Here is a 14,766-nt window from a genome sequence, read left to right on the forward strand (position 1 = left end):
GGGGCAGCGACTCGACCGGGAGATGGCGGAAAGGAGGCTCCTTCCCGCCATGGACCGGCGGACGCAGGCGGGCGTCAGCGCGGTGAGAAGCGGCGGTTGATGCCGGTCTCGGCGATCATGCGGGTGGAGATTTCCTCCACCGAGAAGCGGGTGGCATCGATAAAGGGGATATGCAGCTGGCGGAACATGGATTCGGCCTGGGCGACCTCCTGCATGCACTGGTCCATGCTGCTGTAGCGGCTGTTGGGGCGACGTTCGTGGCGGATGGCGGCAAGCCTGCGCGGGTCGATGGTCAGGCCGAACAGCTTGTGGCGCTGCTTGGCCAGTACCGGCGGCAGCTTCAGGGTGCCGCTGTCGTCCTGGTCGTCTTCGGTCAGCGGATAGTTGGCCGCGCGCACCCCGAACTGCAGCGCCAGGTACAGCGAGGTCGGCGTCTTGCCGCAGCGTGACACCCCGACCAGGATGACATCCGCCTGGTCGTACTGGTGGGTACGGGCGCCGTCGTCGTTGTCGAGGGCGAAGTGTACCGAGTGGATGCGGTCCATATAGACATCGTCGCTGGAGATGGCGTGGGTACGCCCGACGCTGTAGGAGGAGTGGGTGTCCAGCTCGCGCTCCAGCGGCTCGAGGAAGGTCGAGAAGATGTCGACCTTGAAGCCCGGTGCCTGGCGAATCACCGCGCGGATCTTCTCGTCGACGATGGTGTCGATGATGATCGGCTGCACGCCGTCGCGCACGGCGGTGGCCTCGATGATGCTGACCAGCGAGCGCGCCTTCTCGATGGTGTCGATGTAGGGCTTGGTCAGCTTGCGGATGTCGACGTTCTCGAACTGGGCCAGCAGGCTGCGGCCCAGGCTCTCGGCGGTGATGCCGGTGCCGTCGGAAATGAAGAAGGCGGTTCGGGTCATGACGATTCCCTTGAAGACAGTGATGGCATTGTCCGTTTACCGCTGCGGTGAGACAAGTTGTCGCTGTTCCAAAGTAAACCTAAGGCGGCACAGGCGTCCCCGACTACAAGATAGGCTGGCTTTCGATCAGCCTCTGAAAAAAGTCCTGGCGGCGGGGCCGAGCCAAGCATTCGCGCGCCTTTCAGATACTTTGACGCCAGCATCCGACGTCATGATTTGCGCGCCCTGGCGGAGACCTCGATAGCGGCGTCAGGGCGCTGACTACAGGAATCGTCGATTTCCCCCGGGTGTTGTAAAAATCCTCCAGTGACTTCGCTCTTAGACCAATGGCGAATATGGCGAGGCGCTGATAGAGTCGCCAGCATCCAGTCATGACGGCGCGTCACGGACGAGGTCGTCGACATCCAAGGGGGTCACGTGGACAAGTACATTCTGTGGTTTGATCAGCTGGGCATGAACGACGTCGAGCGAGTCGGGGGCAAGAATGCTTCCCTGGGCGAGATGATTTCCAACCTGTCCGGCGCCGGCGTCACGGTGCCTGGCGGTTTCGCCACCACCGCCGAAGCCTATCGCGAGTTTCTCTCCCACGAGGGGCTCAACGATCGAATCAACCAGGAGCTTGCGCGTCTCGACGTCGATGACGTCAATGCCCTTGCCGAGGCCGGCAGCAAGATTCGCCAGTGGGTCATCGATACCCCGCTGCCGCCGGCCTTCGAGGCCGCTCTGCGTGAAGCCTACGAGCTGATGCTCGGCAAGCATCCCAACCTCAAGGTGGCGGTGCGCAGCTCCGCTACCGCCGAGGATCTTCCTGACGCGTCCTTCGCCGGCCAGCAGGAAACCTTCCTCAATATCGAAGGCTACGACAACATCAAGCGGGCGGTGCACGAGGTGTTCGCCTCCTTGTTCAACGACCGCGCGATTTCCTACCGGGTGCACCGTGGCTATGCCCACGAGAACGTGGCGCTGTCCGCCGGCGTGCAGAAGATGGTGCGCTCCGAGACCGGGGCCAGCGGCGTGATGTTCACCCTGGACACCGAGTCCGGCTTCCGTGATGCGGTGTTCGTGACCTCGTCGTGGGGCCTCGGCGAGACCGTGGTGCAGGGCGCGGTGAACCCTGACGAGTTCTACGTCCACAAGACCACCCTGGCGGCAGGCCGCCCGGCGGTGCTGCGGCGTAACCTCGGCTCCAAGCTGATCAAGATGGTCTACACCGGTGATGCCAGCGCCGGCAAGTCGGTGGAGACCGTGGATGTGCCGCTGTCCGATCGTGGCCGTTTCAGCATCAACGACGAACAGGTGATGGCGCTGGCGCGTCAGGCGATGACCATCGAAGAGCACTACGGCCGTCCCATGGACATCGAATGGGCACTGGACGGTGACGATCAAAAGCTCTACATCGTTCAGGCGCGTCCCGAGACCGTGGTGTCCCAGCAGGAGGGCGGCTCGCTTGAGCGCTTCCAGCTCAAGGAGAAGGGGCGCACCCTGGTCACCGGTCGCGCCATCGGTCAGCGCATCGGTCGCGGTGCGGTCAAGGTCATCCTCAGCCCGGACGAGATGGACAAGGTCAACGCCGGGGACGTGCTGGTCACCGACATGACCGACCCGGACTGGGAACCGATCATGAAGCGCGCTTCTGCCATCGTCACCAACCGTGGCGGGCGCACCTGTCACGCGGCGATCATCGCCCGCGAACTGGGTATCCCGGCGGTGGTGGGCTGTGGTGACGCCACCGACGTGCTGCGCGATGGCCGTGAAGTCACCGTGTCCTGCGCCGAGGGCGATGCCGGCCACGTCTACGATGGTCTGCTGGAGTTCGACCGCAACGTCACCAGCGTCGATGCCATGCCGGACATCCCGTTCAAGATCATGATGAACGTGGGCAACCCGGATCGCGCCTTCAGCTTCTCCACCCTGCCCAACGCCGGTGTTGGCCTGGCGCGTCTGGAGTTCATCATCAACCGCATGATCGGCGTTCACCCCAAGGCGCTGCTGGAATACGACACCCTGCCCAGCGAACTGCAGCAGACCATCGATCTGCGTATCGCCGGCTACGACGATCCGGTCAGCTTCTACGTCGACAAGCTGGTCGAGGGTATCTCGACCCTGGCGGCGGCCTTCTATCCGGAGCGGGTCATCGTGCGAATGTCGGACTTCAAGTCCAACGAGTACGAGAACCTGATCGGCGGCAAGCTCTACGAGCCCGGTGAAGAGAACCCGATGCTCGGTTTCCGCGGCGCCTCGCGCTACATCTCCGAGAACTTCCGGCCGTGCTTCGAGCTTGAGTGTCGGGCGATGAAGCGGGTGCGCGACGAGATGGGCCTCGACAACGTCGAGCTGATGATTCCCTTCGTGCGTACCACCGAAGAAGCCAGTGAAGTGGTCGACCTGCTGGCGGCCAATGGCCTCAAGCGCGGCGACAACGGGCTCAAGGTCATCATGATGTGCGAGCTGCCGGCCAACGCCCTGCTCGCCGATGAGTTCCTCGAGTACTTCGACGGTTTCTCCATTGGTTCCAACGATCTGACCCAGTTGACCCTCGGTCTCGATCGCGACTCCGGTATCGTCGCGCACCTGTTCGATGAGCGGAACCCGGCGGTCAAGAAGCTGCTGGCCATGGCGATCCAGGCCTGCAAGGCCAAGGGCAAGTACGTCGGGATCTGCGGCCAGGGGCCGTCTGATCATCCGGAACTGGCCAAGTGGCTGATGGAGCAGGGCATCGATTCGGTGTCACTGAACCCTGACGCGGTGCTGGAGACCTGGTTCATGCTGGCCGGCGAGACCATCGGCTGAGTATCACCATGCTGTGAGACGGCGACGCGATCGCCCGCCTGTCGACGCCGCGGACCTTCCGCGGCGTCGTTGCGTTGTGCGGGTGTGCGAAACTCGCTCAATCGCCTCGAGGGGCTCCCCAAGTGCCCGCTAACTTGGCACCATGGGAAGCTTTTCTTTTCAGGATCTTGTGATGGCGTATCTGTTGGTCATGGGCAGCGTGCTGCTGTCCATCGGGGTGTGCCTGGGCTGGGCCTGCTGGTCGCTGGGGCGCTGGACTCTCGGGCGGCTGCTGCCAGGGGGGCGTCAGTCATCGGGCACGGCAACACAAAAGGCGAAGCCAGGACCCAGGGCCCGCAGTCGCAGCGATTCCCCGACCAGGGCCTCGAGCAAGGCCGCGAACAAGGCCCAGGCCAAGTCAGAACCCAGGCAGGAACCCAGGGCCTCACGGGGCAAGGCTGCTCCGGCAAAGGCGGTCAAGAACAAGGAGCCTACGCCTCCCTGGGCATTGACTCGGGGCCTGTCACGCCTTGGCTCGGCGCTGCCGCTGGGCCTGCTGATGGCGTTGATATACGGTGTGGTACGCCTGGCCGAGAAGGGCATGGCGGCCAGGGCCGAAAGCACCCCTGAGGGTTATCACCAGTTGGTGTCGGTGCTCGGTGTGACCGCCGTGGCACTGCTGGCGCTGGCACTGGTCTCGCGGTTCTGCCGCTGGCGCCTGGATCGCTACGAGCGCCGGCAATAAATCAGCGCTGCTCGTCGGCGGTAAAGGCGGCCGGTGAAACACGCACATGACAGCGAGCCTGCGTGCCGTCTCGACGCTCAGGGCCTATGCTGAATCAAGCAATAAAGACTCTCCCGTATTACTCATCACAAAAGGAGCGGTGATGACATCGCGTACTTCGCCACGGTTGGCGCGTCTGGCGTCTTCCATCGTTTGCGGCAATCTGCTGCTGGCCGGCCTGCTGACGACACCGGCCCTTGCCCAGGAGGGGTTTGAATACGCCCGTCCGGACATCTCGCCGGAATCGAGTTCCGGCTACCAGGAGAAGCCCGGCTGGTCGACCTCGTCCTTTGCGGTGGCGGCGGCGAACCCTCTGGTCACCGACGCCGGCTATCAGGTGATCAAGGCCGGAGGCTCGGCCATCGATGCCGCCATCGCGGTGCAGATGGTACTGACGCTGGTGGAACCCCAGTCCAGCGGCATCGGCGGTGGTTCCTTTCTGATGCTGTTCGACGGGGAAGAGGTCCACGCCTTCGATGGCCGTGAAAAGGCCCCATTGGGCGCCGACGAGTCCCTGTTTCTGAATGCCGACGGCGATCCGATCGACTTCATGACCGCCGTCGAGAGCGGGCGTTCGGTGGGGGTGCCCGGTACCTTGAGGATGCTGGAGCTGGCGCACGACGAATACGGCGAGCTGCCGTGGAAGTCACTGTTTGCGCCGGCCATCACCCTGGCCACGGAAGGTTTCGAGATCAGCCCGCGTCTGCATCAGAGCCTGGTGTCGACGCCAAGCCTTGCCGAGGACGAGATCGCCGGGGCCTACTTCTTCGATGACCAGGGCGAGCCGCTCGAGGTGGGAGCGACCTTGCGCAATCCCGCCCTGGCGGCGATTCTGACCAAGGTGGCCGAGGAGGGCAGCTCTGCGTTGCACACCGGCGAGTTTGCCGAGGATCTGGTGTCCCGGGTGCGGAATCACCCGGAGCTGCCCGGTACCCTGAGTCTCGAGGACATGGCGGGTTACGCAGCACTCGAGCGTGAGCCGCTGTGTACCCCCTGGCGTGACTGGGAGGTCTGCGGTTTCCCGCCACCCTCGTCGGGACACCTGACCGTGATGCAGATACTCGGCATGATGGAGGCCTTGCCGGAGATCGAGACCGCCATCCACGAGGGCGTGCCCACGGTGGATTGGCTGCATCCGTTTCTCGAGGCCTCGCGCCTGGCCTTTGCCGATCGCGGCCGCTATATCGGTGACAGCGATTTCGTCGAACCCCCCGGCGGTGACTGGAACACGCTGCTGGCACCGGACTATCTGGCCAAGCGCGCCGAGCTGATCAAGCAGCAGAGCATGGGTAGCGGCGAGGCGCGCCCCGGCAACCCCGGTTCGCTGGAGACCGCCTACGCCTCTCAGCCCCAGCAGCCCGAGCACGGCACCAGCCATATCAGCATCGTCGACCCCCGGGGCCAGGCGGTCGCCATGACCTCGAGCATCGAGCAGGCGTTTGGTTCGCGCATCATGGCCAACGGTGGCGGTGAGCTTGATGGCGGCTATCTGCTCAACAATGAGTTGACCGACTTTTCCTTTACCCCGACAGATGAGCAGGGCACACCGATCGCCAACCGGGTGCAGCCCGGCAAGCGGCCGCGTTCGAGCATGAGTCCGACGCTGGTGTTCGAGCGTGAGAGCGGCGAGCTGGTAGCGAGTCTCGGGTCTCCCGGAGGCGCCGCGATCATCCACTACACCGCCCAGACGCTGGATGCCATGCTTACGCGTGGTGTGGACGCCCAGCAGGCGCTCGATCTGCCCCATGCGATCACCACCGGTGGCACCGTCTATCTGGAGCAGGGCCGCTTCCCCGAGGCCACGCTGAGCGATCTGCGGGGGCTTGGCCACGAGGTCGAGACTCGCGAGTTGACCAGCGGTCTGCAGGCGCTGAAGGTCACCGAAGACGGCTTCTATGGGGGTGCCGACCCCCGCCGTGAAGGCGTCGTGATGGGCGACTGAGGCGCGCCATTCGCTCCGCGGACTGATGTTGCCCCCGCTCCCGGCTACCGCCGGGGCGGGGGTTCTTCGTTCAGTCGTCGGCCAGCCAGTGGCGCAGCTTGGTCAGCAGTAGCTCGGCGTCGCTCATCCTGCGTCGTTCGCGCAGCAGCGCGCTGAGTCTTTCAGGGCGGTCGGTGATGATGCCGTCCACGCCCATGTCGATAAGTCTGGCCATGCGGCCAGGATCGTTGACCGTCCAGGCGTAGAGCGGCGTCTGGTTGAGGTGGGCGCGTCGCAGTTGATCATCGTCGATCTGGCTGTTGCGCAGGCCGAGCCCGTCGAAGCGACGCTGCGGCAGGCTGCCGGGCAGGGCCCACTCTGCCAGCAGCAGTGTTCTGGCGCGAGGCTCCTGGGCGTCGATCAGGTGGATCTGACGGTACGACAAGGACGCAAGCCAAGTGGTCTCGAATAGCCTGGGATCGCCACAGATCATGCGCGCCAGGCGGTCTTCTGCCTGATCTCGGCAGTGCAGGCGCCAGCGGCGTTCGGCGTCGAGCTCTGCCACGACCGCCTCGATCAGCGCCTGTTCCTGTCCACGGCTTGGCTTGAGCTCGATGATCAGGTTGGCGCGGCCACGCACCGCAGCCAAAGCCTGGTCGAGCCTGGCCAGGCGTTCGCCGGCGAAGGCATGACCGAAGCCTGATCCCACATCCAGCGTTGCCAACTCCTGCCAGTTCAGGTCGGTGACCCGCCGCGGGTCTCCCGCAAGACGCTGCAGCGTGGCATCGTGGCTCAGCACCACGCTGCCGTCGGCACTCAGGCGCACATCGATCTCGATCTGATCGGCGCCGTCTTCCAGGGCCTGGCGGATGGCCGACAGGCTGTTCTCCGGCGCTACCTCCGAACTACCCCGGTGGGCGATCACCTCGACCTCGTCATTGAGCTCCTGTCGCTCCACCATCAGCCACGCCTGGGAGACAGCGAATACCAGGATGCCGACCTCCACCGCCCAGGCCAACCGCCCCGGGTGGGCGTCAGCCGGTGGAGGATCGGGGCGCGGCAGGCGATGGGCGCGGCGCAGGTACAGGCAGGTCGCCAGCAGGGCGTTGAGCACGATCACCGCGAAGGCGACACTGAGCGTCAGCAGGGTCGCGGCGGTGACCACCAGCAACATGGTCGTGATGACCACCGCGCCGATCTCGGGCAGTGTCGACAAGAGGGGGGCGACCCAGGCGCTGAAGGCGATCGACACCGCCGACGGCAGCACCAGCAGTACCGCCAGCATCGAAAAGATGACCCGCGCAAGTCCTCCCTGGCGGTGCCGGGTCAACTGGTAGCTGCGGCGCATCGCTGCGACAGGCGAGAGACCCTCCAGTACCACGCAGGGCAGCGCCAGCCACCATCGGATGTAGAGTCGCGCCGCCAGCGCGGCCCAGAGTCCGACCAGCGGAAGCAGGGTCGAGGTGTAGAGCCAGAAGGCCGGTGGGCGCACCCGCCGCACATAGTAGGGATCCAGGTGACCGAGCAGGGAATCGTGGACCAGGCTGGCACAGGCGGCGACGAGGGTCAGGGCCAGCAGGTGAATCGACACCTGCAGGCTGGCGAGGCCCAACAGCCTGGGAAGACGATGCAGACTCTGCCACAGGGCGATCAAGGCCTGGCGCGCGTGGGAGCCCTGGCGCTCCACCGCCACCAGCATCATCCCGGCCTGCTGCAGGTAAAGCAGCGTCAGCAGGATGACGGCAAAGGCGAGGATCCAGCTGAAGCCGAGCGGCGACAGCAGCAGCTCGACCGCATCCACCGTGGTGACCAGGGGGCGGCCAACCCGGGAAAGCCAGCCGGCCAGCAGCCAGCCCATGGCCGGCAGCAGTGCAGCCGAGGCGAACAACGTGAACAGCAGATGGTAGGCCAGCAGAGGACGCAGGTGGTCATGCAGGCTGGTGTAGACATCCCTGGCAAGCGTCATGAGTCTAAAGTGTGCCGTTGGACGTGGGTAGCAGGAGCAGGGGGCGCTGCGCGCCGAGGACCCACCGAGTGAGCGATGGCGTCAGTGGTGGGGGTCACAGGACCCCCGACGGTCGGTGGACCAAGGAAGAGCGATGGCCCGTCAATCGAGTTCGAGGCGGGACTCGGCGACCAGAATGCCGTTGTTGTCGGCGTAGACCCATTGGCCCGGTGCGAAGTCGACACCGGCGAAGGCGACGGGGACATCACGCTGGCCTTCGCCGCGCTTCTCGCTCTTGCGTGGGTGGGCGCCGAGGGCCTGGATGCCCAGATCGGTCTCCGCCAGGATGTCCACGTCGCGCACGCAGCCATACATGATCACCCCGGCCCAGCCATTGCCGGCCGCCTGTTCCGCGAGCATGTCGCCGAGCATGGCGCAGCGGGTTGACCCGCCTGCGTCCACCACCAGCACTGCGCCGTCTCCTGGTTCGGCGACCGCCTGCTTGACCAGCGAGTTGTCTTCGAAGCACTTGACCGTTTTCACCGGGCCGAAGAAGGCCTCCTGGCCCCCGTAGTTGACGAAGATCGGGTCGCACACCGCCACCTCTGGGTAGGCGTCGCAGATATCGGGCGTGACAATCTGGGTCATTGGAGCGTCTCCGTGGCTAGTCCTGGCATGATGCCACAGGTGTCGATGTTATCCAGCCCCCGGGGGATGACGGGCTGAGGAGGTCGAGCGTGGGAATGGATTTCGGTGATCTCTGATAAATTGTGCGCGAGTCGTCAAATCGGTCGTTGAAAAGTGGCGTCGTTTCACCGGCTTGTCCACGTTCAGCCCAGAGATGTGATCGATGCCTTGGCGAAACGCCCTGGCAATCCGCCTGATCTTTTTCCACTGAAGGTACGATGATTTGCCTGGCACCCGAGTGCGAGTGCATGTCGTTGGCCTCCGTTCGCTGTTGGTGAGTTCCTCTCATGATTCCGGCATCAGACCGGCGCTGATCTTTCGTGGTGCTGGCGAATCGATAGCGGGCCGGGCCGAGGGTCGGTCGTGCAAGGCCGGTACTATGCAGCGCTGCAAGCCACGGGGGAAGCCGGAGGCGCCAGCGCGATAGCGGTGTGGCCAGGCTCGCCCCTCGAATCCAAAGATCCGTTGCGGATAAGGGGATCTTGAGGCCATTGCCGATTTCCGCATAAGCCATCGGCGATGACCAAGTTCGGCCGTCGCAATGCCAGCCGTCCGCATATCTTTGGCCAGGTGAAAGGCGTCACTCGGCCAAGCTCCAGTCGTGCGTTGATCGTGCAAGCCGCGGACCCGGCGTCTTTCCTTCTTGGCATCGACACAGGGGATGGCGTCATGGCGAACCAGAGCAGTGATTTCAGGGTGGATGAGGCGGGGCTGGATGACGGCACCCGGGCGGGTACCGTTGCGACCTCGGTAGGGGGCGTCTATGAACGGCCGCCAGGAGGACAGATCGAGGGCTTTGTCGTCAACGGTGTCGACCTGACCGGTGGCGGCAGCCTCAGCGGTGACTTTGGCACCCTGACGGTGGCGGTGGACGACCAGGGCAACTATCGCTGGGACTACCAGTTGACCGACAACTCTGACGATCACCGTTCCCAGGGGCGCGGCGACGAGGGCATCAACGATCCGTTCAAGGTGGAAGTGAACGGCGGAAGCCAAGGGACGCAGACCGACAATCTGCGGATCTTCGTCAAGGATGACGTGCCCGATGCCACCGCCACGGCACCGAGTTCGGTGGCCGAAGGGGAGGTGGCGCGCGGCACCTGGTCGGTCAATGCTGGCGCCGATGGTCTGCGTGAAATGCGCGTCTACGTGTCGGAGGAGAGCGGCTTCTATCGCCTGGACACACCCATCGAGTTGTCGGTGGGCACCCTGATCGTGAACTCCGACGGTAGCTGGGAGTTCGAGGCCAAGGACGGGCTCGACCAGACCACCCATCCGGAGCTCGAGTTCACCCTCAGGCCCATCGATAACGATGGTGACCGCGGACGGGCGAAGGTCACCGTAGAGATCACCGACGCCAATGTCCCCACGACGCCGACGAGCGATGACGATCCCTACACCCGGTCTCCTTCGGTGGTGCTCGACGAGGACGGCCTGGCTGGGGGCAACCCCGGAGGCCCTGAGGACGTGGCCGGTGAGGCCACCAGCGCCAGCGCGCGGCTTGGCTTTGACTTTGGTGCCGATGGACCTGCCGCCAGCGGGGCCTTCTACTGGACCACGGACGGCCTGCCGACCAATCTGCAGAGCCAGGGCAGCGCCGTCGTCTACGAGGTGTCGGCCGACGGCCTCAGCCTGACCGGCCGTGACGAGGTGAGCGGCGAGGCCGTGTTCACGGTGGTGCGGGCAGATGACTCGGATCTGGTGACGGTGTCCCTGCTGCGCCCGCTGGATCACTTCGCCACCGGCACCGAGGACGACATCGATCTGTCGCTCGGCTACGTGGTGAAGGATGCCGATGGCAGCGAGGCCAAGGGCTATCTGGCGGTCACCATCGACGACGACACCCCAGTGGTCGTCGACGACTATTCCAGCGCCGGGTCCGGCGAGTCGGTGAACGCGGATGTGCTGGCCAATGACAGCCCGGGCGCCGACCTGGGGCACCTGGTCAGTGCCGAAGTGGTATCGGGCCAGGGGCAGGTGGTGATCAATGACGACCAGACGCTGACCTTCACCCCCGCTGACGATTTCAGCGGCACCGCCCGCATCAAGTACAAGGTGCTGGACTGCGACGGAGACCCGATGGTCGGCCACTGGAACGTCAAGGTCGAGGACACCGATGGCAAGCCGGTGACCAGTGATGTGCATCGCATCGTGCTCGATGAGGATGGATTGCCCGGTGGCAATGCCGGTGGCAATGGCGACGTGGTCGGTGAGCCGATCAGTGCCGTGAGGGATCTCCAGATTGACTTTGGTGCCGATGGGCCGGCGGCGGGAGGCGGCTTCACCTGGAGTGCGGACATCGCGCTGACCGCCGGCCCCCAGAGCCCTACCGACGACAATCCTCGCAGCGATCTCGATGGCCTCACCTCCCAGGGTAGCGAGGTGAGCTTTGAGGTGGTCGATGGGGGGCGTGGCCTGATCGGCCGCAACGAGGCCGGCGAGAGTGTCATCACGGTGAGACTGGAAGACGGTTCGGACGTGGCTCGCGCCGTTCTGCATCGGCCCATCGATCATCTGCGGCCGTTCAGCGAGGACAATATCTTCCTTGGTCTGTCCTACACGGTCACCGACGCCGACGGTGACACCGCTCAGGGGCAGCTCGAGCTGCTCATCGATGACGACACCGCAGAGACCGAGGATGACAGCTCGGTATCCGACAATGGTGCTGCGGTGACCCTGGACGTGCTGGCCAATGATGCCGTCGGCGCCGATGGTGGCCGCGTGACAGCCGCCAATGTGGTGGGAGACAGCGAGGTTACCGGCTCGGTAGTGCTCAACCAGGATGGCACCCTGACCTTTACCCCCGACCCCGGCCAGAGTGGTGTGGCCACCGTGCGTTACACCCTGACCGACGGCGATGGCGACCCTCGCTTTGCCGAGTGGACGATCATCGTGGACGCCGACGGTACCCCGACGACGCCGAGTGGTGATGACGTGCCCGTGGCAGTGGTCGACGAAGATGGCCTGGCGGGAGGTATCGCGGGGGGTATCGACGATGTCGCGGGTGAAGCGACTCAGGTGGCCGGAGTACTTGGCTACGATGCCGGCACGGATGGCGCCGGCGACTTCCGCTGGTTGGCCCCGAGTCCGAGTGGGCTGACCTCCGGGGGCTCGCCGGTCATGTTCTCGGTCAGCGGCGATGGTCGCCAGCTGGTGGGCAGCGCAGGCGGCAGTGTCGTCTTGACGGCGGTACTGACCAATCTGCTCACGGGTGCCTATCAGGTCACCCTGGCCGGTCCGCTGGACCACAGCGACCCTGGCTCCGAGGATGACATTGATCTGACCCTGAACTACGTCGTCAGCGATAGTGACGGCGACGAAGCCCAGGGCAGCTTGAATGTCGTGGTCGACGACGATTCGCCGCTGGCGGCGGACGACGCGGCAAGCGCGAGCGGCGGCGCGCCGGTGGTCATCGAGGTGCTCGACAATGATCAAGCGGGTGCCGATGGCGCAAGCGTGACGGCGGCTGCGGTGCGTGGAGGAGACAGCGTCGGTACGGTAAGCGTGAACACCGACGGATCGCTGACCTTCGTCCCCAACCCGACCTTTGGCGGGCAGGCGGTGATCGATTACACCCTGACCGACAACGATGGGGATAGCGCCGAGGCCGAAGCGACGGTCAGCGTCGAAGGTCCTGCGGACGAACTGGTGGTGGGGGACAACGACGACGATAACGAAGCGACAGGGGCCGGTGGCGACGTGCTGATCGGTGATCGAGGTGGCCTGGAGGCGGTGCTGACGCCGGCCACCAACTACAACATTTCGCTGATTGTCGATACCACCGGCAGCATGGTGGTGCCGTCGGGGACGCCAGGCCTGAGTCGACTCGAGCTGGTTCAGGCGGCGCTCAAGAACCTGTTGACCGACCTGGTGGCCCATGACGGCCAGATCAACCTGCAGATCGTCGATTTTGGCACCAATGCCGTCGATCATATCGTCATCGACCTCAACAGCGCTGACGATATCGCCAATGTGGTGAGCTTCATCGACGGTTTCAGGGCGGAGGGCGGCACCAATCTGGAAGCCGGCATTCGCACTGCATCTGGGTGGCTGGCGGCGCAGGACGCCGATCCCCAATTCGCTGACTTCGAGGACCTGAGCTTCATCCTGACCGATGGTGGGCCCACACACTACACGGATGATGCTGGACGCACGGTGAGCGCCACAGCGATCGACGCCACCGCCATCAAGGAGGCCGCCGACGCCTATACCGAGCTGGCCGCGCTAAGTAGCGTGCGAGCGGTGGGCATCGGTGACGCGACCAGGGAAGATGTTCTCGAGTTTTTCGACAATACGGATGTGTCGGGAACCGGGGCGCTGTCTTACCAGGGCACCGTGGTCGATGGTGTCAGGCTTGCCAATTTCACGCGCGGTTCGACGGACGCGCTGAGGGTGGAGACCTGGACCAAGGTCTCCGGCGCCAACACGGTGGCGGCCCAGTTCGGGGGCAAGTTGCGGATCAGGGACAACGCCAATGACGACCAGGCGGCGGAAGTGGTCAGTACCTCTTTCTTCGTCGATGACGATCCCGATGACCAGCTGTACACCTCGCTGCTGTTTCGCTACAGCACCAGTGTGTTCAGTCAGTCGAACGATTCGATGGGTTATGTGGTCGAGGTGCGCGAAGGTGGCCAATGGCAGGAGTACGCCAGCAGTTCACTGACCTACGCCCCGAACTGGACGACGGTCGATACCGGCTTTCTCGAGTCGGGGGAGTATCGTCTCCGGTTCCTGGTCGACAGCGGCAACCGCACCAACGACAGTCTCGATATCGATCAGATCCGACTGGAGCAGCGCCTGCTCGACGATGGAGACATTCTCGAGACCGGGCAGGTGGAGGTGGTCAATACCGCCGAAGAACTGGAAGCGGCCCTGTTTGGCGGAGGCAGCCAGGCCGAGTTGGCCGCGCTCGGCGATGATGTCCTGGCAGGCAACGAGGGAGACGATGTCCTGTTCGGCGATACCGTCAACAGCGATGGACTGTCCTGGGTGGATGGCGACAGTGGCGAGAGTTTCCAGGCGGGAGAACACGACGGCTTGGGTTATCTCGGCCTTGTCGAGTTCCTGAGGTGGGGCGTCAATGGTGGGGCGGAGCCGACGGATCAGCAGATCATCGACTACGTCAGGGACAACGTCGAGACCCTGGCTATCGCGGATCGGCCTGACGGTGGCAACGACAGCCTGTCCGGCGGTGCCGGTGATGACATCCTGATCGGTGGCGGCGGCGACGACCTGCTGATCGGCGGTGCCGATGATGATCTGTTGGTCGGCGGTGCCGGGGCCGATGTCTTCGCCTGGGAGTTCGCTGATGCGGGCAGCACAACGTCACCGGCGCAGGATACCGTGGCCGACTTCACCGTCGGTGAGTATGGCGTTGAGGCCGAGGCCGACCGGCTCGATCTTGCCGATCTTCTTCAGGGCGCCGACGAGGACAATCTGGCGGACTACCTTCAGGCCAGTCAGGACGGGGACGATACCCTGTTGTCCATCAGCAGCGAAGGCAACCTGGCGGCTGGAGGTGCCAACGCCGATCAGGTCGTTGTGCTTCAGGGCGTGCAGATGGGCGCAGACGGTGACGCCTTCCTGCAGAACCTGCTCGACGATGGTCAGTTGAGGGTCGAGTAAAGCAGGCGAGGAAGGCAGGCCAGGGAAGGTGGGGTGGGCGGTCAGCCGCCCACCCAGTGACACGGCCTTTGCTGGCAAGGCATGAAAAAGCGCCCCGGGGAGTTGAACGCAACTCGCTCCCCGGGGC

General features: G+C 64.6%; 7 protein-coding genes. 4 read left to right on the forward strand and 3 right to left on the reverse strand.

Features of this window, described 5'->3' with window-relative positions:
• Positions 1–74: 74 nt before the first annotated feature.
• Positions 75–908, reverse strand: a complete 834-nt coding sequence (locus tag EBB56_RS14330) for a pyruvate, water dikinase regulatory protein (protein WP_045994921.1) — start codon at positions 906–908, stop codon at positions 75–77.
• A gap of 417 nt (positions 909–1,325) precedes the next feature.
• Between EBB56_RS14330 and ppsA the strand changes: the two genes are divergently transcribed.
• The 3 genes from ppsA to EBB56_RS14345 all read left to right on the forward strand — a co-directional run bounded on the left by ppsA (position 1,326) and on the right by EBB56_RS14345 (position 6,403).
• Entirely contained in the window at positions 1,326–3,698 is a 2,373-nt protein-coding gene (gene ppsA / locus EBB56_RS14335) for a phosphoenolpyruvate synthase (protein ID WP_045994922.1), read from the forward strand.
• A gap of 172 nt (positions 3,699–3,870) precedes the next feature.
• Positions 3,871–4,422 (forward strand): hypothetical protein, encoded by a 552-nt coding sequence (locus tag EBB56_RS14340; RefSeq protein ID WP_124804668.1) that lies wholly within the window; start codon positions 3,871–3,873, stop codon positions 4,420–4,422.
• A 142-nt stretch (positions 4,423–4,564) separates the two neighbouring features.
• Positions 4,565–6,403, forward strand: a complete 1,839-nt coding sequence (locus EBB56_RS14345) for a gamma-glutamyltransferase family protein (protein WP_124804669.1) — start codon at positions 4,565–4,567, stop codon at positions 6,401–6,403.
• 70 nt (positions 6,404–6,473) lie between these two features.
• Here EBB56_RS14345 and EBB56_RS14350 read toward each other — a convergent pair whose 3' ends face one another.
• Together EBB56_RS14350 and rraA are read right to left on the reverse strand one after the other, a co-directional pair.
• Entirely contained in the window at positions 6,474–8,348 is a 1,875-nt protein-coding gene (locus EBB56_RS14350) for a glycerophosphodiester phosphodiesterase family protein (protein WP_124804670.1), read from the reverse strand.
• A 141-nt stretch (positions 8,349–8,489) separates the two neighbouring features.
• Positions 8,490–8,975 carry a ribonuclease E activity regulator RraA gene (gene rraA / locus EBB56_RS14355; RefSeq protein WP_045994927.1) on the reverse strand — a complete coding sequence of 162 codons (486 nt, stop codon included), beginning with the start codon at positions 8,973–8,975 and terminating at the stop codon, positions 8,490–8,492.
• A gap of 708 nt (positions 8,976–9,683) precedes the next feature.
• Here rraA and EBB56_RS14360 point away from each other — a divergent pair.
• Positions 9,684–14,639 carry an Ig-like domain-containing protein gene (locus EBB56_RS14360; protein WP_185696449.1) on the forward strand — a complete coding sequence of 1,652 codons (4,956 nt, stop codon included), beginning with the start codon at positions 9,684–9,686 and terminating at the stop codon, positions 14,637–14,639.
• Positions 14,640–14,766 lie beyond the last annotated feature (127 nt).

The organism is Halomonas sp. YLB-10, assembly GCF_003856855.1.
GTDB lineage: Bacteria > Pseudomonadota > Gammaproteobacteria > Pseudomonadales > Halomonadaceae > Halomonas > Halomonas litopenaei.